The sequence below is a fragment of the Pseudomonas promysalinigenes genome (assembly GCF_014269025.2).
GTDB classification, from domain to species: domain Bacteria; phylum Pseudomonadota; class Gammaproteobacteria; order Pseudomonadales; family Pseudomonadaceae; genus Aquipseudomonas; species Aquipseudomonas promysalinigenes.
In genome coordinates, this window is sequence record NZ_CP077094.1 from 2,892,752 (window position 1) to 2,916,037 (window position 23,286).

General features: G+C 58.6%; 22 protein-coding genes, 1 tRNA gene and 3 pseudogenes. 6 read left to right on the plus strand and 20 right to left on the minus strand.

Annotated elements, in window-relative coordinates:
- Positions 1-45 precede the first annotated feature (45 nt).
- The 4 genes from HU725_RS13195 to HU725_RS13210 all read right to left on the minus strand — a co-directional run bounded on the left by HU725_RS13195 (position 46) and on the right by HU725_RS13210 (position 4,865).
- Positions 46-2,529, minus strand: coding sequence for a sensor domain-containing protein (locus tag HU725_RS13195; RefSeq protein ID WP_186477993.1), 2,484 nt, complete (start codon positions 2,527-2,529; stop codon positions 46-48).
- A 28-nt stretch (positions 2,530-2,557) separates the two neighbouring features.
- Positions 2,558-3,811, minus strand: a complete 1,254-nt coding sequence (locus HU725_RS13200; RefSeq protein ID WP_186477994.1) for an HDOD domain-containing protein — start codon at positions 3,809-3,811, stop codon at positions 2,558-2,560.
- 150 nt (positions 3,812-3,961) lie between these two features.
- On the minus strand, positions 3,962-4,192 hold the full coding sequence (locus tag HU725_RS13205) for a hypothetical protein (protein WP_186477995.1): 231 nt from the start codon (positions 4,190-4,192) through the stop codon (positions 3,962-3,964).
- A 343-nt stretch (positions 4,193-4,535) separates the two neighbouring features.
- Positions 4,536-4,865, minus strand: coding sequence for a YceK/YidQ family lipoprotein (locus HU725_RS13210; protein ID WP_060480247.1), 330 nt, complete (start codon positions 4,863-4,865; stop codon positions 4,536-4,538).
- Between the two features lie 1,046 nt (positions 4,866-5,911).
- Between HU725_RS13210 and HU725_RS13215 the strand changes: the two genes are divergently transcribed.
- From HU725_RS13215 to HU725_RS13225, 3 genes and pseudogenes are all read left to right on the plus strand, one after another.
- On the plus strand, positions 5,912-6,538 hold the full coding sequence (locus tag HU725_RS13215) for a GNAT family N-acetyltransferase (RefSeq protein WP_437180297.1): 627 nt from the start codon (positions 5,912-5,914) through the stop codon (positions 6,536-6,538).
- Positions 6,539-7,279 (plus strand): annotated as a pseudogene (locus HU725_RS13220) (IS3 family transposase); the annotation flags it as partial.
- Positions 7,280-7,288: 9 nt separating this feature from the next.
- Positions 7,289-7,861, plus strand: a pseudogene (locus HU725_RS13225) (tyrosine-type recombinase/integrase); the annotation flags it as partial.
- Between the two features lie 82 nt (positions 7,862-7,943).
- On the opposite strand, the gene HU725_RS13230 reads toward HU725_RS13225, so the two are convergent.
- From HU725_RS13230 to thrS, 9 genes are all read right to left on the minus strand, one after another.
- Positions 7,944-8,020: transfer RNA gene (locus HU725_RS13230), tRNA-Pro, on the minus strand.
- A 112-nt stretch (positions 8,021-8,132) separates the two neighbouring features.
- A complete protein-coding gene (locus tag HU725_RS13235; protein ID WP_008100384.1) occupies positions 8,133-8,489 on the minus strand; it encodes a MerR family transcriptional regulator in 357 nt (118 codons plus the stop codon).
- Positions 8,470-8,772 (minus strand): integration host factor subunit alpha, encoded by a 303-nt coding sequence (gene ihfA / locus HU725_RS13240; protein ID WP_003250679.1) that lies wholly within the window; start codon positions 8,770-8,772, stop codon positions 8,470-8,472. Before ihfA ends, HU725_RS13235 begins: the two co-directional genes overlap by 20 nt.
- A 4-nt stretch (positions 8,773-8,776) precedes the next feature.
- On the minus strand, positions 8,777-11,158 hold the full coding sequence (gene pheT, locus HU725_RS13245) for a phenylalanine--tRNA ligase subunit beta (protein ID WP_186478190.1): 2,382 nt from the start codon (positions 11,156-11,158) through the stop codon (positions 8,777-8,779).
- A 31-nt stretch (positions 11,159-11,189) separates the two neighbouring features.
- A complete protein-coding gene (gene pheS, locus HU725_RS13250; RefSeq protein ID WP_054887103.1) occupies positions 11,190-12,206 on the minus strand; it encodes a phenylalanine--tRNA ligase subunit alpha in 1,017 nt (338 codons plus the stop codon).
- Positions 12,207-12,315: 109 nt separating this feature from the next.
- The gene (gene rplT / locus HU725_RS13255; protein WP_003250671.1) at positions 12,316-12,672 is read right to left on the minus strand and encodes a 50S ribosomal protein L20; all 357 of its coding nucleotides are present in this window, start codon (positions 12,670-12,672) and stop codon (positions 12,316-12,318) included.
- A gap of 27 nt (positions 12,673-12,699) precedes the next feature.
- Entirely contained in the window at positions 12,700-12,894 is a 195-nt protein-coding gene (rpmI, locus tag HU725_RS13260) for a 50S ribosomal protein L35 (RefSeq protein WP_003250667.1), read from the minus strand.
- A gap of 62 nt (positions 12,895-12,956) precedes the next feature.
- A complete protein-coding gene (gene infC, locus HU725_RS13265; protein ID WP_186478189.1) occupies positions 12,957-13,508 on the minus strand; it encodes a translation initiation factor IF-3 in 552 nt (183 codons plus the stop codon).
- The gene (thrS, locus tag HU725_RS13270) at positions 13,508-15,430 is read right to left on the minus strand and encodes a threonine--tRNA ligase (protein WP_186478188.1); all 1,923 of its coding nucleotides are present in this window, start codon (positions 15,428-15,430) and stop codon (positions 13,508-13,510) included. The genes infC and thrS overlap by 1 nt, the downstream gene beginning before the upstream one ends.
- A gap of 336 nt (positions 15,431-15,766) precedes the next feature.
- On the opposite strand from thrS, the gene HU725_RS13275 reads away from it, so the two are divergent.
- Both HU725_RS13275 and HU725_RS13280 read left to right on the plus strand, forming a co-directional pair.
- Positions 15,767-16,069, plus strand: a complete 303-nt coding sequence (locus HU725_RS13275; RefSeq protein WP_060480250.1) for a hypothetical protein — start codon at positions 15,767-15,769, stop codon at positions 16,067-16,069.
- 158 nt (positions 16,070-16,227) lie between these two features.
- Positions 16,228-16,440: a cold-shock protein gene (locus tag HU725_RS13280; protein ID WP_003250656.1), complete on the plus strand. Its 213-nt coding sequence runs from the start codon at positions 16,228-16,230 to the stop codon at positions 16,438-16,440.
- A gap of 91 nt (positions 16,441-16,531) precedes the next feature.
- Here HU725_RS13280 and HU725_RS13285 read toward each other — a convergent pair whose 3' ends face one another.
- Positions 16,532-16,852, minus strand: coding sequence for an I78 family peptidase inhibitor (locus tag HU725_RS13285; RefSeq protein WP_186478187.1), 321 nt, complete (start codon positions 16,850-16,852; stop codon positions 16,532-16,534).
- Between the two features lie 260 nt (positions 16,853-17,112).
- On the opposite strand from HU725_RS13285, the gene HU725_RS13290 reads away from it, so the two are divergent.
- Complete coding sequence (locus tag HU725_RS13290; RefSeq protein ID WP_186478186.1) at positions 17,113-17,325, plus strand: hypothetical protein; 213 nt, start codon at positions 17,113-17,115, stop codon at positions 17,323-17,325.
- On the opposite strand, the pseudogene HU725_RS13295 reads toward HU725_RS13290, so the two are convergent.
- The 6 genes and pseudogenes from HU725_RS13295 to HU725_RS13320 form a co-directional block, all read right to left on the minus strand.
- Positions 17,297-18,302 (minus strand): annotated as a pseudogene (locus HU725_RS13295) (nucleoside hydrolase). The gene HU725_RS13290 and the pseudogene HU725_RS13295 overlap by 29 nt on opposite strands.
- Positions 18,303-18,386: 84 nt before the next feature.
- The gene (rbsD, locus tag HU725_RS13300) at positions 18,387-18,785 is read right to left on the minus strand and encodes a D-ribose pyranase (protein WP_186478185.1); all 399 of its coding nucleotides are present in this window, start codon (positions 18,783-18,785) and stop codon (positions 18,387-18,389) included.
- Positions 18,782-19,690: a ribokinase gene (rbsK, locus tag HU725_RS13305; RefSeq protein ID WP_186478184.1), complete on the minus strand. Its 909-nt coding sequence runs from the start codon at positions 19,688-19,690 to the stop codon at positions 18,782-18,784. Before rbsK ends, rbsD begins: the two co-directional genes overlap by 4 nt.
- An 11-nt stretch (positions 19,691-19,701) precedes the next feature.
- A complete protein-coding gene (locus HU725_RS13310; RefSeq protein WP_060480477.1) occupies positions 19,702-20,724 on the minus strand; it encodes a LacI family DNA-binding transcriptional regulator in 1,023 nt (340 codons plus the stop codon).
- A gap of 4 nt (positions 20,725-20,728) precedes the next feature.
- Positions 20,729-21,724: an ABC transporter permease gene (locus HU725_RS13315; protein ID WP_186478183.1), complete on the minus strand. Its 996-nt coding sequence runs from the start codon at positions 21,722-21,724 to the stop codon at positions 20,729-20,731.
- Positions 21,721-23,274: a sugar ABC transporter ATP-binding protein gene (locus HU725_RS13320; protein WP_186478182.1), complete on the minus strand. Its 1,554-nt coding sequence runs from the start codon at positions 23,272-23,274 to the stop codon at positions 21,721-21,723. Before HU725_RS13320 ends, HU725_RS13315 begins: the two co-directional genes overlap by 4 nt.
- Positions 23,275-23,286: the final 12 nt, after the last annotated feature.

The following is a 23,286-nucleotide window of genomic DNA, read 5'->3' on the forward strand; positions in this document are numbered from 1 at the left end:
GGCAACCGACGCAGACACATCCGACCTGCGGTAATAGCAGGCTAGTCACCGGCGCTTTTTCCAATTTTCTTTAAGCGCGCTGGCAGGCTCGGGTTGACCATACAAGTAACCTTGAACATGCGAACAGCCCTCGGCCGCTAGCCGCTGCATCTGTTCGATCGACTCGACCCCCTCGGCAGTGGTCTTGATCATCAAGCTGGTAGAGAGCTCGGTAATGGCTCGAATGATCGACATCGCCTGGGCGCTTTCGCACATATCATGGACGAACGATTTATCGATCTTGATACGGTCGAATGGGAACGAGCGCAGGTAACCCAATGAGGAATAACCGGTACCGAAATCATCCAGCGCAATCGCCACCCCCATGCTTTTCAGCTCGCGCAGGATGTGCACATTTTGCTCATTGTTGCCCAGCAGTACCGACTCTGTGATCTCCAACTCCAACCGCTGCGGCGCCAGCCCCGAATCCGAAAGGGCAAGGGTCACGGTACGCACCAGCCCGGCATTTTTGAACTGAATCGCCGACAGATTGACCGAGACCGTTTCTTGCCCTTCCCAGGTTGCGGCTTCCTGGCAGGCGAGGTTCAGCACCCGAGCACCGATCTCATGAATGATTCCGGTTTCCTCGGCAATCGGAATGAAATCCATCGGCATGATCATGCCTCGGCTTGGGTGCTCCCAGCGCAACAGTGCTTCGTAGCCGGTTATAAGGTTGCTCTGTACATCTACAATCGGCTGGTAATGCAGCTGCAACTGACCCAGATGCAATGCGGCGCGCAGTTCTGTTTCCACCAGCCGGCGCCTGTGCGCCTCGGCACGGAGCCCGGCATGGAAGCACTCGTAGCGGTTGCGGCCGTTGCGCTTTGCTTCGTAGAGGGCCATGTCGGCGAAACTGAGCAACTGCTCGGCGTTATCCTGGTCGTGCGGCGCGTAGGCAATACCAATACTGACGCCGACCGAGAACTGATGACCCTCGATCTGGAACGGCGGGCAGATGACGTCGATCAAGCGTTGCGCAGTACAGCAGGCCGCCTCTGGGTTATCCAGCTCTGCCAGCACGACGGCGAACTCGTCGCCGCCCAGTCGAGCCAAAGTGTCAGCCTCGCGTAGCTCATTGCGCAAGCGGGTACCCAGTGCACGTAGTAATTTATCGCCGAAGGCGTGGCCGAACGAATCATTGATGTTCTTGAAATTATCAAGGTCCAGACACAGCGTGGCTGTCAACTTGCCACACTGCTCGCCTTGAGCCAGCGCCTTTTTCAGGCGCTGATTGAAAAGCATGCGATTGGGCAACCCGGTAAGCGCATCATGGTGAGCCATGTGGTGGATCTGCGCCTGAGCCGCGAGCTCATCCGTGGCATCCTCGGCAATGAACAACACGTAGTCGGCCCGGCCGCCGGCGTTTTGCGCTAGCAGTGCTCGGCTTCGCAGTGTGCGCGGCCCAATGGCGGTTTGCACACAGGTCTGTGCTGCATACCCATGGGCAGCTCGCGCCCCGCGGGCCAGCTGCTCTTCGAGAAACTCGCCCGTGATTGGCAGCGCGCACTCGCGGGGTAGCCCGCCAATCAAGTGCCCTGCCTCGCCACAGAAAAGTCGATCAGCATGATTGTTGGCCAGCAAGACTTTGCCGCTGGCCAGGTCCTGAACAACGACGCAGGCCGGGATATTGGAGATCACCGAGTCGAGGAATTGCGACAGGTTGCTCATTTCCTGGCTGTACTGCTCAGCCAATTCTTTGGCTTGCAGCAGTTGCAGCTCATAGCGATGTTGTTCGGAGATATCGCGAGTGATTTTGGCAAAGCCAATGAACTGCCCGTTGTCTTCATCATGGATCGCTTCGATTACTACGCTGGTCCAAAAATGCGAACCGTCCTTGCGTTGGCGTATCCCTTGAGCCTGGAAGCGGCCTTCCCGGCGGGCGGTTTCCAGCCCCTGTTCGGGTAGGCCTAGAGCGCGATCCTGTGGGGTATAGAATACCGAGAAGTGCTGGCCTACGATCTCGTCGGCGGTATAACCCTTCGCACGCTGCGCCCCGGCGTTCCAGTTGATCACGTGACCACCGGTATCGAGCATGTAGATGGCATAGTCCTGAACGCCCTGTACCAGTAAGCGGAAATGCCGCTCATGCTCACGCCGAGCCAACTCGGCATAGTACTGCTCGGTGCAATCGCGCGTGATCTTGGCAAACCCCACCAGCACGCCGTTATCGTCCCGCACAGCTTCGATCACGACATGGGCACGCATGAGGCTGCCATCTTTGCGCACGCGCCAGCCGTGATCCTCGAGGCGGCCAGTGCGTCGGACTTGCTCCAGGTTGGCTGCCGGCTTGCCTGCATCGCGATCGGCCTGGCTGTAGAAAATCGAGTAATGCTGCCCGATAACCTCGCTGGCCTCATAACCCTTCGCACGCTGAGCACCGAGGTTCCAGTTGGCGATCAAGCCTTCGGGGGTGAGCAGGTAGATGGCGTAATCCATCACACTCTGCACCAACAACCGATACATGGCATCGGAGCTTGCAACTAACGACATAACCTGTTTCCTCGCCCTGTAGGGCCATTCAAGATTGAAGCTGGCCTTGCCCTTGCTCGTTAACGGCCGACAATGTGGGCGGTTCGCGTAGCGAATCGAGGTCCGCCAGGCTGATCTTCAGCAACCGCGCTGCTACGCTGCCGGCGATCTGCTCGTTGTTCTCAGTGGGAACCGAGCCTGCCAGTTGAGCCGCCAGGTTCATTACCAGGACTTCCTGCGAATACACCCCACCGCCCAAATGATAGATGGCAGCGACCAGCTGTCGCAGTTGATGTGGCACCCGCCAGCGCACCCGCAATGCAGAACCGTAAGGCGCCGCATGCTCTTGGAGCGATAACTGCACCAGCTCGTCATCGAGCTCGCCGCCGGCCATACCCCACTCCTGCAAACTGCGAAGTACCGCCAAGTCGCCCAGGCGGTGCAGCAGGCCTGCTAAATAGCAGCGGTCCTGGTCCAGATTCAGCATCCGAGCCAAGGCCTGGGCCGCCTCGGCAACCTGCAGCGAAATATCCAAGAAATGCTGGGCGTAATGCGTTAACAGCGGATCGCTCAGGTGCGCACTGCGGTTAAGGGCAAGGCCCAAAATCAGGTTCAGGCTGTGGACACCGCCCAGCACGTTCAGCGCTTGCGGTAGGCGCTGCACTGGGGCATTGCGGTACATTGCGGCACTGTTGGCGGCGGCGATAAGCACGCCAGATATCTGCGGGTCATTGCGTAACTGCTCTTCCAGTTCGCGCAAGTCCAGCCCATTGCCAATCGAAGCGCGGTGCAGCACTGTCTGCACATCGACGAACAACGCGCCGCCATCGGCCAAAGCGCGTCTTTGCTTGAGAAAAACCGACAAGCTGACGCTTGGCTGCGCAGACAGCGCAGGGCACTGGATCTGCTCGCCGGGCTCAAGCAAAAGATGCTCCAGGCGCTTGCGAAAGCCAGCAAGATCAAGGGGCTTGCTCAGGTAGGCAGTGGGGTTGTATGGCAGCGTTTCACGCACGCTGGCAATGTCACTGCGCTCACTCATCAAGATGAAGGGCAAAGGCATCTCATCGCCCCTAGTGCGTACTTCTCGCAGCAAGTCCAAGCCATCGATGTCGGGCAACTCTCGCCCAGCAATGACCAGATCCGCCTTGATGGCCAGTGCACTAAGAGCCTCAGAGCCGTCTCTGCAAACCTTGAGACGAACGTCGCAGCGCACGCTGCGAACGATTTCGCGCAGCATTTCGCGCACCCACGGGTCGCTTTCGGCAATCACGACTCTGGGTGAAAAGCGTTCTGTTGCATTCACGGGCAATTCTCAATGAAACGGGCATGTCGTGGAGCTTCAAAAATGTCCATAGCCACCCAGGGCGTTATTGCCACAGCCGGCACAAGGTGAAGCGATGAGCACCAAGGCTCGGCCACGTGGTAAACAGCGTCGGTGGCAACCACGAACGGGTTATAGCAGTGCATCTACAAGCACCCCAAGCCACATCGCATCATCGATTGCGGATGTCGACAGCATTAAACCAGCCATCGTGTCAGTCAGACCAATGCCTGCAAATACAAAAGCTGCGACATCGTCTGGCGGCTGCGACACCACCGTGAGCGCCAACTGCGCGCCGCAGAGCGTGGCCAACGCCCTCATACCACCAAGCCAATGCCTAGTGGGGTCCAATATCGTGCCCATCAGCACTCCTCATTCTCGTGATGCGCCTTACTGAAGCACCTCCCAGCGCTCACGAAAATGTCGCAAGCGCTTGGCCACCTCACACCGCGCTGATGCTTGCAAAACCAAGGTTCGACAAGCTACGCGAGAACGGATGCGACTCGAATAGGACCGATCTTAAAGAGCGGATTGCCTGAGATAGCGCTACCTTAATACCAAAGAATCGTTTCATCACCGATTATTGACGCCATTATCTCGCCATCAGATTGACATCTTTGTGTCCGTTTGAACATGAAAGATTTCATGGCGCAGGGAACGAACGTGCGTCAAGCCGCAGGAGAATTCGCTGACAACGCGCGGCGCCTCACAGCTCCAGGCTACCCTCGGTAGCCTGAACGGAAATGGTGTAAGGCAATAACAACGTGTCGAACACCCCGGAAGGGATGAAATCGATCAGTCTCAATGGGATTCCCGCGGGCGCTCCGGGAACCTGCTCTGCCACCTGGGGCGGGCCGTGCAGGATGCACAGGTTGTAGAACACACCGCTATAAACGCGAGGTAGTGCTTCACAGCGTGTTTGAGCAGAAGCCAGGCCTTGCGCCGTCTCCTCGTCCGAACTGAAAACCGTATTGATCGTTCCACAACCTGACAGCAACAAGCTTAATGCCGCAAGGGCCACACCATATCTGCTCATTCTATGACTCCAACTGCTGGCGTACCGACTTCGGACGCGAAAATGATCGGGTGGCCAGGGCACGCGAGGCATAACTCCCTTGCGGTCAATCTGCCTGAGAAGGGAACAGGACGCCAGCAATGACGCTGACGAACTCCATAAGTGTATGGAGCGTGTGGCACTGGCAAATAAGACGGATCTGAAAAAACCGTGAGATTCGGCTCCCGGGGTGAGATTCGGAGCCATGATACAAGCTTGAGGAAGTACGGCGCTGGAAGCCCTAGCGAAGCGGGATGGCGCCTAAGAGGCGCAGCGGCCGCGAGTATGTGCCTGCCAATATTCATCCCCGGGGCTGAGGTCTGGCGAGGGGCACTGGTAGTAACCGGGAGAACTACCTAAAACTCAGGCCACCCCTTTCGGAGATGGCCTAAGTCATTGAATATAATGATCGGGACGGAGTGATTCGAACACTCGACCCCTTGCACCCCATGCAGTGGACGAGACCCACATAACCATGTGATTTTGTTAGATATTTACCATCATAACGCAGCTCAAAATCTTTACTTTTCGAGCTTTTTGCAAACGAAAACACGGGGCTTACAGCCTGGGTTTTGCGCAGCCTAACGAGCGTTACCTCTACGGCATACAGTGCTGAATGCATGAATGGGCGACTAGTCAGCCTTCAGCCGAATGCGAGAACCATTTGAGCCAGGCCTAGGGCTCGCATCAAGGACGCTTGATCTCTAGCGCCAACATCAGCATGCAGTATTTTAGGGTTGTTGAGCGGTGCTAAAGAGTTGATTTTATTGGGCGAAATCTTCCCTCTTCACCCCCTAATTTCAGTGTCAGTGGTATCAAAATTGGTATCACCTGGTAGTCTCCGTTGGCTGTCCGCTTTCGACCCGTAGTGCCGGTGTCCAATAGCACCAACTGGCTACCCGCCCTGCCAGTAATAACCTAATTACTCTATTGGACTGTTCCGCCTAATAGCTTCCTGACTGTCCTTTTACTCCCGCCCCCTTTTGCTGCGACCATTGTTGCACTGACCCAGCCCTGCGGATTTTTTTATGATGGACCTAGCTATCGAGTTTCCCGAGTTCTTCCTGCCCAGTTGCACGCTGCGGCGGATTAATCGCACTGACGCCGAGGCGATTTTTGCCGGGCTTTCTAACCCGCAGGTTGTTGCCCACTACGGCGTGTCTTACGACACCCTCGAAGCGACGGACGAGCAGATGCGCTGGTATGACGCTCTGCTGGAAGAGCACCGTGGCATTTGGTGGGGCATTACCTTCCCGGGACGGGACGAACTGATAGGCGCTTGTGGTTTCAACGATTGGTCACACTCTGATCGGAGCCTGGATATCGGCTATTGGCTGATGCCGGAACACTGGGGCCAAGGGCTGATGCGAGACTGCCTGCCCACTATCCTCCGCTTCGCCATCGGTACCCTTGGCGTACATCGCATTCACGCAGATGTTGAGCCGGAGAACGCCGCCAGCATTCGTTTGCTGGAGCGGGTCGGCTTCGTGTTTGAGGGAACCCTAAGAGATGTGGAATACAAGAACGGGCGCTTCCTCAGCCTGCACCAGTACAGCCTGCTGGCCTCTGACCCGGCGGGGCGAGCTCTGCTGGAGGACGACACACCGATCCACTACGCACATCGTCACAAAAGGCGAACTCTGGACGGTGAATGACTACGGTCGCGTAGTCGAGTGAATGGGTTGTTCACGCGAGGTCGAAGTGCGCCCGGCAGCCGTACCATCATGGCAATGATGCAAGAAGAGGGTGAGCAAACCGGGCGGTTCAAGGTACGCAGCCTGATGCGAGAGCTGGCGTTGATCAGCAAGCAGCCAGGATCACATGCGTACAAAAAGGCCACCGTGGAGCGGCCAGATATACCGAATACCTTGAACCGAGCGTTTGATGTCGAAGCTCCAAATCAGGTCTGGTGTGGAGACATCACTTACGTCTGGGCACAGGGCAAATGGCACTATCTGGCAGTCGTCCTGGATCTCTATGCACGCAGAGTGGTTGGCTGGGCCTTATCAGAAAAGCCGGATGGAGACTTGGTGGTCAAAGCACTGGACGTCGCCTACGAACAACGTGGAAAGCCTCAAGGACTCCTGTTCCACTCCGACCAGGGATCGCAATATGGCAGCCGTCAGTTCCGCCAGAGACTGTGGCGCTACCGTATGCGCCAGAGCATGAGCCGCCGAGGCAACTGTTGGGATAATGCACCGATGGGACGAGTCTTTCGCAGCTTGAAATCAGAGTGGATACCGACCACGGGCTACCTGACCGGGCAGCAAGCTCAACGAGACATTGGCCAATACCTGATGGGCCACTACAACTGGATCCGGCCTCATCAGTTCAACGATGGGCTGGCTCCAGCGAAAGCAGAAGAAAAACTCAAAACCGTGTCCGGGATGAGTTGACCACTACAGGCCCTGTTCAAGGTGAACACGGGCTGCCGCGAGCAAGAGGTCTGCAAGCTGAGGTGGGACTGGGAAATCTTCGTACCGGAGCTTGGCACTAGCGTGTTTCTGATACCGGCCGAATTTGGCGGCCGACACGAAAACTCGGGGGTCAAGAACCGGGACGAGCGCCTGGTAGTGCTGAACAGCGTGGCGAAGTCGGTCATCGATAGTCAGCGAGGCATCAGCCGTGAGTGGGTTTTCCTATACAACGGCACGGCTATGCATCGCATGAACGACTCAGCCTGGAAGAAAGCTCGGGTGCGCGCGGCGAAGCTCTGGCAGGAGCAACACTTACGGCCGGCACACCCAGGGTTCGCGTCCATACGCATCCATGACCTCAAACATACTTTCGGCAGGAGGCTGAAAGCAGCAGGGGTCACTGAAGAGGACCGCAAGTCGTTATTGGGCCATAAGAACGGAAGCGTGACCAGTCACTACTCCGGCGCACAGCTTGGTCAGCTGATAGATGCAGCGAACAAGGTGTCGGCAACTGACTCACGCGGGCCGGTGCTGACGATTCTGAAAAGGAGAATCGGATGAAGAAAAATGCGAAGTCACTCGAAAAGTCACTATGCCCGAAAACAACAAAGCCACCCGAAGGTGGCTAAGTCGTTGAAATATATGGTCGGGACGGAGTGATTCGAACACTCGACCCCTTGCACCCCATGCAAGTGCGCTACCGGGCTGCGCTACGCCCCGACTGGGCTTGAAGCATGTTCTCAATGCTACCGAGAACGTTGAAGAATGTACCCTAACCTCCTGATAAATGAAACCTTTTTCTCAAAAAAAATTTCGTTTACCAACAATCAGGCTACTTCTTCAACACTACCAACACATCCTCCAGCTCGACAATCATCTGTCGAATCAACTGCTTGTACTGGCTTGACTCATCCTTCACCTCATCACTGGAAAGCCGCAACCGCGCCCCACCGATAGTGAACCCCTGGTCATACAGCAAGGCCCGAATCTGGCGAATCATCAGTACGTCCTGCCGCTGATAATACCGCCGGTTGCCCCGCCGCTTTACAGGGTTGAGCTGAGGAAACTCCTGCTCCCAATACCGCAGCACGTGTGGCTTGACCGCGCACAACTCACTCACCTCACCAATGGTGAAGTAGCGTTTGCCCGGTATGGGGGGCAGTTCGTCGTTATGGCTTGGTTCCAGCATAGGCCTCAACCCGGGCTTTCAACTTCTGCCCTGGACGAAAGGTGACGACGCGCCTTGCGGTGATCGGGATCTCTTCCCCTGTTTTGGGGTTGCGACCGGGCCGCTGGCGTTTGTCCCGAAGGTCGAAATTGCCGAAACCGGACAACTTGACCTGCTCGTTCTCTTCAAGTGCGTGCCGAATTTCTTCGAAAAACAGCTCGACCAGCTCCTTGGCCTCACGCTTGTTAAGCCCCAGCTCCTCGTACAGCCTTTCGGCCATCTCAGCTTTCGTCAGAGCACCCATGCCGTTATTTCCTTAACGTGGTGTTCAACCTTTGTTCGAGCGAGGTGAGGATATTTTGCAGGGTAGTGTTCACCTCATCGTCGTTAAGAGTGCGCGATGGATGCTGCCAGGTCAAGCCGACCGCAAGGCTTTTTCTATCAGGATCAATGCCTTTACCTTGGTAGACATCAAACAGCCTGAGGTCTGTGAGCCATTCGCCTGCATTGTCACGAATTACTTCAAGCACACTTTGAGAAGCCACATCACGTCCTGCGATTAAAGCCAGGTCACGACGGGTTTCAGGGAACTTGGAGAGCTCGCTGAATTTAGGCAGACGACCTTCGACCACATCGCCCAGCACCAGCTCGAAGACGAACACCGGGCGATCCAGGTCCAGGGCTTTGGCCAGTTCCGGGTGGATGGCACCAAGATAGCCGACGTCCTTGCCGTCGCGCTGGATGACAGCGGTCTGGCCTGGGTGCAGGGCTGGGTGTTTGCCAGCAGCGAAGGTGAAGTCGCTCAGCGCGCCGCTGTAGCCCAACAGAGCTTCGACATCGGCTTTGACGTCGAAGAAGTCAATGGCATCGCGGCCGTTGGCCCAGCCTTCCGGTAAACGGCTGCCGGTGACGACCCCGGCGATCATTGGCTGCTGCTGCAGGCTATCCAGCTGGCCGACGAAGCGCAGGCCGCTCTCGAACAGGCGCACGCGGTCTTGCTGGCGGTTGAGGTTATGCTGCAGAGCCTTGACCAGCCCCGGCCACAGCGAGGCGCGCATAGCGGCCATGTCGCTGGAGATCGGGTTGGCCAGCAGCAAAGGCTCTATGCCTGGGCTGAACAACTCGAACAACTTCGGGTCGATGAAGCTGTAAGTGATGGCTTCCTGGTAACCGCGGGCAACCAGCAAGCGACGCAGATTCGGCAGCTCGCCGCGAGTTTCCGGGCGAGCTTGCGGCGCCAGGCGGGCTTGCGGATAACGCACAGGCAGATTGTTGTACCCGTAAAGACGGGCCAGTTCTTCGATCAGGTCGACTTCCAGGCTGATGTCAAAGCGGTGGCTTGGCACAGTTACCGTCCACTGCCCTTCCCCGCTGCGGCTGGTTTTGAGCGCCAGAGCATTGAGCAGTTGCTCGATTTGGGCCGGATCCATCTGCATGCCGAGCATCTGATCGATGCGCTCAGCGCGCAAGGTAATAGGCGCGATATTCGGCAGATGCTGTTCGCTGACAGCCTCGACCACCGGGCCTGCTTCACCGCCGACGATGTCCAGTACCAGCTGGGTAGCGCGCTCGATGGCTTCGCGGGCCAACTGCGAGTCGACGCCGCGCTCATAGCGGTGCGAGGCATCGGTGTGCAGACCGTAGGACCGGGCTTTACCGGCGACGGAGATCGGCTCGAAGAAGGCGCTTTCCAGGAACACGTCGCGGGTTTTTTCGGTGTTCACGCCGCTGTGCTCACCCCCCATGACGCCGGCGATGGCCAGCGCGCGGGTATGGTCGGCGATGACCAGCGTATCGGCACGCAGGGCGACTTCCTGGCCGTCGAGCAGGACAAGCTTCTCGCCCTCTTCGGCCATGCGTACGCGGATACCGCCATTGATCTCGGCAAGGTCGAAGGCGTGCATTGGCTGGCCGAGTTCGAGCATCACGTAGTTGGTGATATCGACGGCAGCGTCGATGCTGCGCACGTCGCTGCGACGCAGGCGCTCGACCATCCACAGCGGTGTCGGCTTGCTCAGGTCGACGTTGCGAATGACGCGGCCCAGATAACGCGGGCAGGCCGCTGGTGCGCTGACCTCGACTGGACGCACTTCATCGTGGGCAGCTGCAACGGCCGGCACCACAGGACGGGTGACTGGCACGTCGTAAAGGGCGCTGACATCGCGAGCCAAGCCGGCGATGGACAGGCAGTCACCACGGTTCGGAGTCAGGCCGATCTCGATGCTGGCGTCGTCCAGGCTCAGGTACTGGCGGATGTCTTGCCCCACCGGAGCATCGGTAGCCAGCTCCAAGAGGCCGTCATTTTCTTCGCTGATCTGCAGCTCGGCTGCCGAGCACAGCATGCCGAACGACTCGACACCGCGCAGTTTGGCCTTCTTGATCTTGAAGTCACCGGGCAACTCGGCCCCGATCATGGCGAAAGGAATCTTGATGCCTGGACGAGCGTTAGGCGCGCCGCAAACGACCTGGAAGGTTTCCTGGCCATTACTCACTTGGCAGACGCGCAGTTTATCGGCGTCCGGGTGTTGTTCGGTGGCGAGAATCTCACCCACCACGATGCCGGTGAACTGGCCGGCAGCGGGTGTCACGCTGTCGACTTCAAGGCCAGCCATGGACAGGCGGGCAACCAATTCATCACGGGAGACTTGCGGGTTTACCCAACCGCGCAGCCACTGTTCACTGAATTTCATGCTGTTCTCCTAGAAAGTGCGTCGATTGGGCCTAGCGGAATTGCGCCAGGAACCGCAGGTCGTTATCGAAGAACAGACGCAAATCGTTGACGCCATAGCGCAGCATGGCCAGGCGTTCGGCGCCCATGCCAAAAGCAAAGCCCTGGAACTCTTCCGGATCTATGCCAGACATGCGCAGCACATTCGGGTGCACCATGCCGCAGCCCATGACTTCCAGCCAGCCGGTCTGCTTGCACACCCGGCAGCCTTTACCGGAACACATCACGCACTGGATATCGACCTCAGCGGACGGCTCGGTGAAAGGGAAGAACGATGGACGGAAGCGCACGGCCAGTTCTTTTTCGAAGAACACCCGCAAAAATTCCTCAATGGTGCCCTTGAGGTCAGCGAAGTTGATGCCACGGTCAATCAGCAACCCTTCGACCTGATGGAACATCGGCGAGTGGGTGATATCGGAGTCGCAGCGGTACACACGGCCCGGACAAACAATGCGGATGGGCGGCTGAGTGGACTCCATGGTCCGCACCTGTACCGGCGAAGTATGGGTGCGCAGCAGCATGTTCGCATTGAAGTAGAAGGTGTCGTGCATAGCCCGGGCCGGGTGATGGCCAGGGATGTTGAGCGCTTCGAAGTTGTGATAGTCGTCTTCGACCTCGGGGCCTTCGGCGATGCCGTAGCCGATATGGGTGAAGAACTGCTCGATGCGCTCGAGAGTACGGGTGATCGGGTGCAGCCCGCCAGTGGTCTGACCACGGCCTGGCAGGGTGACGTCGATGCATTCGGCAGCCAGGCGAGCGCTGAGCTCGGCTTCTTCGAAAGCTGCCTTGCGTGCGTTGAGCACGACAGTGACGCGCTCTTTGGCGTCGTTGATCAGCGCACCGACTTTCGGGCGCTCGTCGGCCGGCAAGTTGCCCAGGGTCTTCATCACCTGAGTCAGTTCGCCCTTTTTGCCGAGGTACTGAACCCGGATCTGTTCCAGGGTATTGATGTCTTCAGCGCGCTCGACGGCCTCTAGGGCTTGGGAGACCAGCGCATCCAGGTTTTCCATGTACAGACTCCAGATACGAAAATAGGGGAAGAGCTTTGAAGGCTCTTCCCCTATCGATGACGTTCAATGCCCAGCGCCGCGAGCGCCGCCGGGTGATTGTCGCGGGTACTTAAGCCAGAACGGCTTTAGCTTTCTCGACAATCGCAGCAAACGCCGCTTTTTCGTTCACTGCCAGATCGGCCAGAACCTTACGGTCGATTTCGATCGAAGCCTTTTTCAGGCCAGCAATCAGACGGCTGTAGGACAGACCGTTGGTGCGGGCACCGGCGTTGATACGAGCGATCCACAGTGCGCGGAACTGACGCTTCTTCTGACGACGGTCACGGTAGGCATATTGACCAGCCTTGATGACAGCCTGCTTGGCAACGCGGAATACGCGCGAGCGTGCACCGTAGTAGCCTTTAGCCAGTTTCAGAATTTTCTTGTGACGCTTACGAGCGATGACGCCACGCTTAACACGAGCCATGAGTAACTTCCTCTATCTAAACCAGAATTAACGTACGCGCAGCATGCGCTCGACTTTTGCCACGTCAGACGGGTGCAGCAGGCTGGCACCGCGCAGTTGACGCTTACGCTTGGTCGACATTTTGGTCAGGATGTGGCTCTTGAAAGCGTGCTTGTGCTTGAAGCCGGAAGCGGTCTTCAGGAAGCGCTTCGCAGCACCGCTCTTGGTTTTCATTTTTGGCATGTTGGAACTCCGCATTCGATAAAAATTACACAATAATCATCAGGCCTGCCGTGCCCGGGAGATTACTTCTTCTTTTTGGGGGCGATGACCATCATAAGTTGGCGTCCTTCCATCTTAGGATGCTGCTCAACGGTGCCGTATTCGGCAAGGTCGACTTCGACCCGCTTCAACAGCTCCATGCCCAGCTCCTGGTGGGCCATCTCACGACCACGGAATCTCAGAGAGATCTTGGCCTTGTCCCCATCGGTAAGGAAACGTACCAGGTTGCGTAGTTTTACCTGGTAATCCCCTTCTTCCGTCCCTGGACGAAACTTGATTTCTTTGATCTGGATCTGCTTCTGGTTTTTCTTGGCTTCGTTGGCCTGCTTCTTTTTCTCGAAGAGGTGCTTGCCGTAGTCCATGACCTTGCAGACGGGCGGTTGCGCGTCCGCAGAGATCTCTACCAGATCCAGCTTCGCTTCATCAGCGATACGAAGCGCTTCATCAATCGAGACGATGCCAATCTGCTCGCCGTCAGCGCCAATTAACCGAACCTCGCGTGCCGAGATATTCTCGTTGATCGGGGCTTTCGGTGCAGTTCGTTTATCGTTTCTCATTTCACGCTTAATAGTCATTACTCCGATTCTTGGCGACCACGCCGGGAAACCGCTTGTGTCAGAAGCTCAACGAATTGGGCGACGGGCATGGAGCCCAGGTCTGCGCCTTCGCGAGTACGCACAGCGACGGTTCGTGTTTCGACTTCGCGATCCCCTATAACCAAAAGGTACGGGACCTTGAGCAAAGTATGCTCGCGGATTTTAAAGCCGATCTTCTCATTTCTCAAGTCCGACTTGGCACGGAATCCGCTACCGTTCAGGGCATTTTCCACTTCGAGCGCGAAATCGGCCTGTTTGTCGGTGATGTTCATGATCACAGCCTGGGTCGGTGCCAGCCAGGCCGGGAACACACCTGCATAGTGTTCGATGAGCATGCCGATGAAGCGTTCGAACGAGCCGAGGATCGCGCGGTGCAGCATCACAGGGCGAACACGGCTGTTATCTTCGGCGATATAGCTGGCATCCAGACGCTCTGGCAGATTCGGATCGTATTGCAGAGTGCCGCACTGCCAGTTCCGGCCCAAGCAATCGCGCAGGGTGAACTCGATCTTCGGGCCGTAGAACGCGCCCTCGCCCGGCTGGTATTCCCATTCCAGGCCCGACTCGTTCAGTGCATCGGCCAGCGCGCCTTCGGCACGGTCCCACAGCTCTTCGGACCCCACACGCTTGGCCGGACGAGTCGACAGCTTCATCGCGATATCGGTGAAGCCGAAGTCCTTGTAAACGTCCAGGGTCAGCTTGATGAAGTCGGCAGCTTCTTTCTTCACCTGGTCTTCGGTGCAGAAGATGTGCGCATCGTCTTGCACGAAGCCACGTACGCGCATGATGCCATGCAGGGCGCCCGATGGCTCGTTACGGTGGCATGCGCCAAACTCGGCCAGACGCAGTGGCAAGTCGCGGTAGCTCTTCAGGCCCTGGTTGAACACCTGCACATGGCATGGGCAGTTCATCGGCTTGACCGCGTAGTCACGGCTTTCAGAAGAAGTGGTGAACATGTTTTCGGCGTAGTTCGACCAGTGGCCAGACCGCTCCCAGAGGATACGATCGACAACCTGCGGGGTTTTGATCTCCTGATAGCCGTTGGCGCGCTGGATCTGGCGCATGTACTGCTCAAGTACCTGGTACACGGTCCAACCGTTGGCATGCCAGAACACCATGCCAGGCGCTTCTTCCTGCAGGTGGAACAGGTCAAGCTGCTTACCGATCTTGCGATGGTCGCGCTTTTCGGCCTCCTCGATGCGCTGGATGTAGGCAGCCAGCTGCTTCTTGTCGGCCCAGGCGGTGCCGTACACACGCTGCAACTGCTCGTTCTTGGCATCGCCGCGCCAGTAGGCGCCGGACAGCTTGGTCAGCTTGAAAGCTTTGAGGAAACGCGTGTTAGGCACGTGCGGGCCACGGCACATGTCAACGTATTCTTCGTGGTAGTACAGGCCCATGGCCTGCTCATCCGGCATGTCCTCGACCAGGCGCAGCTTGTAATCCTCGCCACGGGCCTTGAAAACTTCGATGACTTCGGCGCGCGGGGTCATTTTCTTGACCACGTCGTAGTCTTTCTCGATCAGCTCCATCATCCGCTTTTCGATGGCAGCCATGTCTTCTGGGGTGAAGGGGCGCTCGTAAGCGATGTCGTAATAGAAGCCTTCGTCGATCACCGGGCCAATCACCATCTTGGCCGTCGGGTACAGTTGCTTCACAGCGTGGCCAACCAGGTGGGCGCACGAGTGGCGAATGATCTCCAGTCCCTCTTCATCTTTAGGGGTGATGATCTGCAGCGTAGCGTCGTGTTGGATCAGGTCGCAGGCATCGACGAGCTTGCCGTCGACCTTGCCGGCCACCGTGGCCTTGGCAAGGCCCGCGCCGATGGATGCGGCGACGTCGGCAACGGATACGGCGTGATCAAACGAACGTTGACTGCCATCGGGAAGAGTAATAACGGGCATGGCGCCTCCTCTCCTAGTGGTGACCCCTACCAAAGGTCACGTGGGTTGGGATGAGCCAGTACAAGATCCGACCTGCCTTCTGATCAAGGAAGCCTGCCTCACAGTGGCAGAAGCCTTTCGGCTTGCAAGGGACGAACCAGAGTGACTGGAAAGAAAAAGATAGTTGCGAGCTGCGACACGTCAGCTGCAAGCCGGCCATGCTAGCACGGGGCTTGCACGCCACGCAGAATTATTTGGAAATTAGGCAGGTGCGGTGAACTAACGCAGAAACTTTCCTATCAGACCTTGGGAAGCATCCTACTCTTGCTGTGACCTTAACCCAAGGAGTAACTGGTTATGCGAGTACCGTCCCTTCTGGCCCTGGCGGCCGCTGGCGCCCTGCTGCTGCCTGTGGCTGCCAACGCTGGCAACTTCCCTGCCGGGAAGGAGGCCCACTACATGACCCAATGCCAACAGGTGGCCAGCGGACAGGGCGTTGACGCCGCGACCGCGAAAAAGCACTGCACCTGCGGCGCTGAGGCAATCAAGAAGAATTTCACCGATAAGGAGATCGCAGACCTGGACAGCACCGACGGCGTTGATGCCAAGCTGATGCAGAGGGCGCAAACTGCCGTACAAAATGCGTGCAAGCCCAAATGAGCCATGGACAGGGTGATTGAGGCGTTATTTGCCTTGGATCAATATCCTGCGAAGGTAAAAGGCGCTAGATGCGCAGAATTAGACTATGATGTCACCCGTGCTCCGTAGCCTCGGCCACATTGCACTACTGAAAATTAAAATGTCTGGAGATTCACCCCATGTCCAATCGCCAACAAGGCACCGTCAAATGGTTCAATGATGAGAAAGGCTACGGCTTCATCACCCCAGCAGGCGGCGGCGACGACCTGTTCGTACACTTCAAAGCCATCGAATCCGACGGCTTCAAGAGCCTGAAAGAAGGCCAAACTGTTTCCTTCGTCGCCGAGCGCGGTCAGAAGGGCATGCAGGCTGCGCAGGTTCGTCCGGAGTAATTCGGGCAGCTGTAAAAAAACCCGCCACTTGTGGCGGGTTTTTTTTGGGGCGTTGAACAGCCGCAATGCTCAAGCACAGCCTGAAATGCGATCAACCACAATTAACGCGCGTCACCACCCCTTGTTCATCCACGTTCAGATTGAGGCGCTCGGAGCGGTATTCGAGGGTGACCACATCGTGTGGTTTGAGAATGCGAGCTATCTGCGAACCACTGGCCTTGCGCGCTTGTTCGAGCAACTCGGCGCTGCCCTGCTTGCCGATGGCGAAATCGGCACCGCTGGCCTGACAGCGGCCATCGCTGCCCACCGACGCCTGAGCAGCCTTGCCTCCCCCCGAGTTGCCGTCGGTGCTGCAACCGGCCAAGACTGATGCCACCGCCAGGGTTGCCAGGAACGCACGGGTACGGAACATGAATCCTCCTAAAATCGATCTGGGAATTGCCTGATCCGACAACTCCACCCTGAAATCGTTGCAAAACCGCACAAGTCTGCCCGATCTCGAGACATGCGAGGCAAAAGCAATCGTGACCGAATTTTACCGCTCGCCCGACGAGTCGCTTGGTTTGCGCCGCAAAGTCATGATTTACTTTAGAAATTGAAGGCACAATGCCTTCTTCGAGCACCAGGATCCGGTGTTCGCCCCTCCGTCCCGGGCCCAAGCGAGAGCCTTCCATGAGCAGCCACAGCATCGACGCCGATATCAAGGTCAAATGGGCGGAGGGCCAGAGCGCCTATAGCCCCAGCACTCCCGAAGAGCTGCTGCTGATTGCAATCGACCTGCTGGTACGCGACCGCGGCGGCGAAGCCGCGCGCAGCTTCATCGACCAGGTAATCGAGCGTTACGCGCCCCATGCGGTCATTGCAGGCGGGCCAGGCGGGCGCTGAGCAGGTCGAAGAAGCCCTGAGCGTCACCTTGATTGACCCATAGCACATTGGCTGGCTGGTTAAGTACGCCGTACCAGTCGGCAACCGTCTGGCCGAACGTCGGGCCTTCCCGGCTATCGATGCTCATATGAATGCGCCTGCCGCTGAACAACTCAGGTTTGAGCAGGTAAGCGATGACGCTGGCGTCGTGCACCGGCCCACCAGGCATCCCGTATACATCCATGTCGTGCTTGATATAAGCCAGAAGAATGTCGACTACCTGCTTGCTGACGGAGTTATTGACAGCTGCCAGTTGCTTGAGCCGGGCCTCGCTGGTGATGATCTTGTGGGTGACATCCAGCGGCAGATAGGTAATTTGCACACCGCTGGCCAACACCACTTGCGCAGCATGCGGGTCGGCATAGAGATTGAACTCAGCCACAGGCGTGATGTTGCCACCGTTGAAATGCGCGCCGCCCATGACCACCACCTCCTTGATGCCGGTGACAATCTGCGGTTGCTGAATGAGCGCCAGCGCAAGGTTGGTCTGAGGGCCGAGCATGGCCAAGGTGATGCTGTGAGGCTTGGCATTACCTAAGGTGTCGATCAGGTACTGCACGGCATTTCCTTCGGCCAGGGGCTTTTTCGGCTCGTGCACCTGCACACCAGTCAGGCCTTCTTCACCATGCACATCGGCGGCGTAGATTGGCGCGCACCAGCGGCCGGCCCGCTCCGGCGTAGATCGGAATGTCTTCACGGCCAGCCCACTCACGCGCCAAGCGGGCGTTGCGCGAGGTCTTGTCCAGGCGCACATTGCCGGCAACGGTGGTAATCGCGCGGATGTTGAATGCTTCGGGAGAAGCCATTGCCAGGAACAGTGCAACCACATCGTCGGCGCCAGGGTCGGTGTCGATGATCAGGTCACGGGCAGCGGCCTGAAGGTGGGTAGTGGCGACTGCAGCCATAAGGGTGAGCCCTGTTAACAAAGGTTTGAGCATAAGGCACTCCTGTTGCCGTCAACATCATCGCAGAGCACCGCGTATCGCTTGAAGGATCCACAGCGCAGGTAAATTTTCAGTTGTTCAGAACGTGACGCCGGCTATCAATGCGATGTTGCTGTACGGTTGGCATTCACCCGTGCGCACCACAGCCCGCGCGTTACGTGTGAGCACTTTGAAGGCGTCATGGCTTAGCCATTCACGCTTGCCCAACTTGCCCTTCAGGCGCTCGATTTCTACCAAAGCCGGCGGCACCACCGTCTGCATCTCCTCAGCCAGCACGTGGCGCTCCACCTGCAATTCGCTTAAGACAGCGCGCAGAACGCTGGCAAAATCCGGCATCCCCGTGGTCACTGCCAAATCGATCAGTTCTACGCCTGGCGGCACTGGCAACCCGGCATCGCCGATCACCAGAATATCGCCATGCCCCATGCCGGCGATGGTCCGCGACAGCGCAATGTTCAAGAGCGTGGTCTTTTTCATGGGGCCAGCTCCACCAGATAAGGAATGGACGGCTGGGCACCGGCACGGGTGACCGACAATGCGGCCGCGCGCTGACCGAAGGCGATGGCTTCGCCCTCCTCTTGGCCTTGCACCAACGCTGCGGCGAAACCGCCTATGAAGGTATCGCCAGCCGCCGTGGTGTCCAGCGGCTGCACAACGGGCGCCGGGAAATGCTGGCTGCCCTCACGGCTGACCAACAAGGCGCCTTGCGCACCAAGGGTGACGATCACCTTGCCAGCGCCCAATTGCAGCAAACGCTCGCCTGCGCGCCGGGCACTGTCCAAGTCATTGACCGGCATCGCCGTCAGCGCTTGTGCTTCACTTTCATTGGGCGTCAGATAGTCGATATTGGCGAACCAGTGCGCCGGCAAGGGCCCAACGGCAGGTGCCGGATTGAGGATGACCCGCTTACCCAGCGAGCGCGCCCTGGCAAGTGTCCAGGCCACGGTTTCAGGCGGCACTTCAAGTTGGCAGATGATCACCTCGGCGGCCTGCAGCAGGGCATCGCAGCGCTGCACCGCCTCAGGCGACAGCAACCCGTTGGCTCCTGGAACGATGACGATGCAGTTCTGGCTTGCGGCGTCGACAGTAATCAACGCAACCCCGCTGGACACGCCAGGGCACACGCTAACCCCCTGGCAGTCCACACCCTCTGCCTCCAAAGCTTGGCGCAGCTGCAGCCCGTAAGGATCGTCGCCAATATTACCTACCATAGCCACGCCGGCCCCCAGGCGCGCGGCCGCCACAGCCTGGTTGGCACCTTTACCACCCGGCACCGTGCAAAAGCTATCGCCGGCCAGGGTTTCACCCGCCCGGGGCAGCCGCGGGGCGCGGGCCACCAGGTCCATATTGAGGCTGCCGACCACCACTACCTTGGCATTCATCTAGCAATTCCTTAGCGGTAATCGTTGAACAGGTCCGGGCGCGGCCCGGTAGACTCACGCAGCACGATGCGCGGCGCGACAATCCGCTGGCAAGGCGCATCACGACCTTGCGTGATTATCCGCGACAGCAGCAGAGCCGCAGCACTTTCACCCAGCTCGCGGATCGATTGGCCGACGGTGGTCAGCGGCGGATACACGTAACGGCTCAGCTCGATATCGTCGAAGCCGATGACCGACAGCTCACCGGGGACGTTGATGTTGCGCTCGGCGGCGGCGCGCAGCACGCCGACGCCGATCATGTCGTTGCCGGCAAAAATCGCCGTCGGCCGCTCGCCGTCGAGCAATTGCGTAGCGGCGGCATGGCCACCGGGGCTGGTGAAATCACAATGCAACACCCTCCCCGCCTCTACCGGGGCCTGGGCTTGCGCCATCGCTCGACGAAAACCGCTCAGACGCAACTGGGTAACGCCCGTCTGCGCAGGGCCGCCAATGTAGGCGATATCACGATGGCCCAGCTCTAGTAGATGGGATGTCGCCAAATAGGCGCCCAGCTCGTGGTCGATGCGCACCATGTCTGCATCCACGCCCTCAAGCTCACGGTCGACGATCACCATTGGTGTGCGCACGCCTGCCAGGCTCTGCAACAGGTCGGCATCCTCCCCGACCGAAGCCACCACTAGCCCATCGATGCGTTTTTCCAGCAATACGCGAAGGTAATTGCGCTGCTTCTGCGGGTTGTCATCGGAATTGCACAGGATCACGCAGTAACCATTGCGCTCGCAGGCATCCTCGATGCCCCGGGCCAGCTCGGCGAAGTACGGGTTGACGCTGCTGGGTACAAGTAGACCGATAGTGGCAGTACTGCGGGCCTTGAGCGAGCGAGCCACGGCGCTGGGCACATAGTCGAGCTCGCTGATGGCCGCCTCGACCTTGAGCCGTACTTGTTCGCTGACCGGGCGGGTTTTGTTGAGTACATGAGACACCGTGGTGTAGGAAATGCCCGCAAGGGCCGCGACGTCTTTGATAGTTGCCATGTTGTCAGTTCCGCCGACCTGCTCGCCGGCTACGATAAGTGTCGAGCACCACGGCGATGACGATGACCGCCCCGGTGATGATGCGCTTAGTGGGCTCCGAAGCGCCAATCTGCGCCAATCCTGCGGCCAGCACGGATATGATCAGCACCCCGAAGAAGGTGCTGACTACCGAGCCACGCCCGCCCATCAGGCTTGTACCACCGATCACCACGGCGGCGATCACCTGCAGCTCCATACCAGAGCCGGCATTCGGATCGGCTGCCTCCAGCCGCGAAATCTGGAACAGTGCAGCGAGCCCGGCAAGCAGGCCCATCAAGGCAAACACCAGCACCTTATAGGGCCGCGGATCGATGCCAGCCAGACGCACGGCCTCCTCGTTGGTACCTATACCGATCAGGTAACGACCGAACACAGTGCGGGTCAACACCAACTGGGCCAGCACAATCACCAGCAAGGCGATGACGAATGCGGGCGAGATGCCAAAGGCCAGTGGATTGGAAAACCAGGCATAGGCATCGCCGATATAGGCGGTGCGCGAATCGGTGAATTGATACGCCAGGCCACGGGCCATTTCCAGCACACCTAGCGATACGATGAACGAAGGAATGCGCCAGGCAACCGTGACGGCTCCAGTGATACTCCCAGCCATGGCGGCGACCGCCATGCCGAGCAAGGCCGCGGGCAGCAAGCCCCAGCCCCAGCCCAGGATCGCTACGCTGACGGTGGATGCCGCCAGGGCCAGCACCGAACCGACCGACAGATCGATACCGCCGATGATGAGCACGAAGGTCATGCCCACGGCCAGCACCATCAGGTCGGGAATCTGATTGGCCAAGGTGCTGAACGTGGCGTATGACCAGAAGTGGCTACTCAGGAACGAGAACAGCACGATCATCGCCAGCAAGGCGCCGGCCAGGCCCAGATAGGTGCCCAGGCCGAAGTAACTACCGCTGCGGCGCACAGATGCGCCTCTTGGAGAGTCGAGGGGTGTGGTTTTCATGCATCCATCCTGGGCGCTGCTTCGTGCAGCAGGGCATCGCGTTTTTGATAGCCGGCAAAGGCGGCGGCCAGAAGCTGGTCTTGGCTCCAGTGTTCGCGGTCGAAGGTATCAATCAGGCGGCCAGCGCTGAGCACGGCAATGCGATCGCAAATCAGCATGAGCTCGCGCAGGTCGCTGGACACCACCATCAGGGCCTTACCCTGGCGCGCCAGCTCGGCCAGCAGGCCGTATATGTCGAATTTGGCGCCGACGTCGATGCCTCGGGTAGGTTCATCGAACAGCAGCACCTGGCAATCGCGTTCCAGCCAGCGGCCGATCACCACCTTCTGCTGATTGCCGCCAGACAATTCACCGACCACCTGAGCAGGCCCGGCGCTACGGATGCGCATGGCGCTGATCTGGCGCTCGGCCAAGCTGTACTCCGCGCCACGGTCGAGCACGCCGGCACGGGATACGGCCGGTAAGTTACCCAGGGCGATGTTGGCACTGATCGATTGAGTCAGCAGCAAGCCCTCACCTTTGCGGTCTTCGGTAATCAGCGCAATGCCCGCCTTCACGGCAGCCTTGGGCGAGTCGATGGTGACCGTTGCCAACGGCTGGCCAATCGCAATGCTACCGCTGTCGGCGCGGTCTGCGCCGTATATCAACCGCAACAACTCAGTACGCCCGGCCCCGATCAAGCCACATACGCCGAAGATTTCCCCAGCCCGCACCTGTAACGAAACATCGCGCACCTTGTCGCCCCGGCACAGCTTGTCAACTTTAAGCAATGGCGCGCCGAGCGTGCGCCGACCCAAGTCGATATGCTCGCCAATTTCACGGCCTACCATCAGGTTGACAAGCTCGGTGCTGGTATAGCGTTGGATGGGCTCATCACACACCAATTGGCCGTCACGCAGCACCACAATTCGCTGAGCTACACGCTGTAACTCCTCCAGCCGATGGGAGATGTAAACGATCGCCACACCGCGCTCGCGCAAACGCTGGATTTGGCCGAACAGCAGCTCCACCTCGCGAGCGGTGAGCATTGCCGTGGGTTCGTCGAAGATCAACACCCGGCAATCACCGATCAAGTTTCGAGCGATCTCGACCATCTGCTGATGGCCGATACCTAGCTCGCCTACCGGTGTGTCCGGGTCGATCGCATCCAGGCCGACCTGGGCCATGGCAGCCGTGGCCAGCTGGCGCAGGCGCTTGTGGCTGATCCAGCCAAAGCGGCTAGGCAGGTTGTCGAGAAATAGATTTTCCGCCACGGTCAGGGTCGGCAGGAGGTTCAGCTCCTGCATCACCATGCGCACACCCAGGCTTTCAGCATCGCTGCGGCTGCCCGGTGCATAGGCTCGGCCAAGATAGGTGATATGGCCTGTAGTGGGTGCTTCCAGGCCACAGATAAGCTTGGACAAGGTGCTCTTGCCTGCCCCGTTCTCGCCGGTAAGTGCCAGCACTTCGCCGGCGCGCAAGGACAGGCTCACGTAGGTAAGCACCGGCTGCGCGTAGCTTTTACCCAACCCGCTGGCGGCAAGTACCACATCATTGGCCGATACAGACATGGCCAGTTCTCC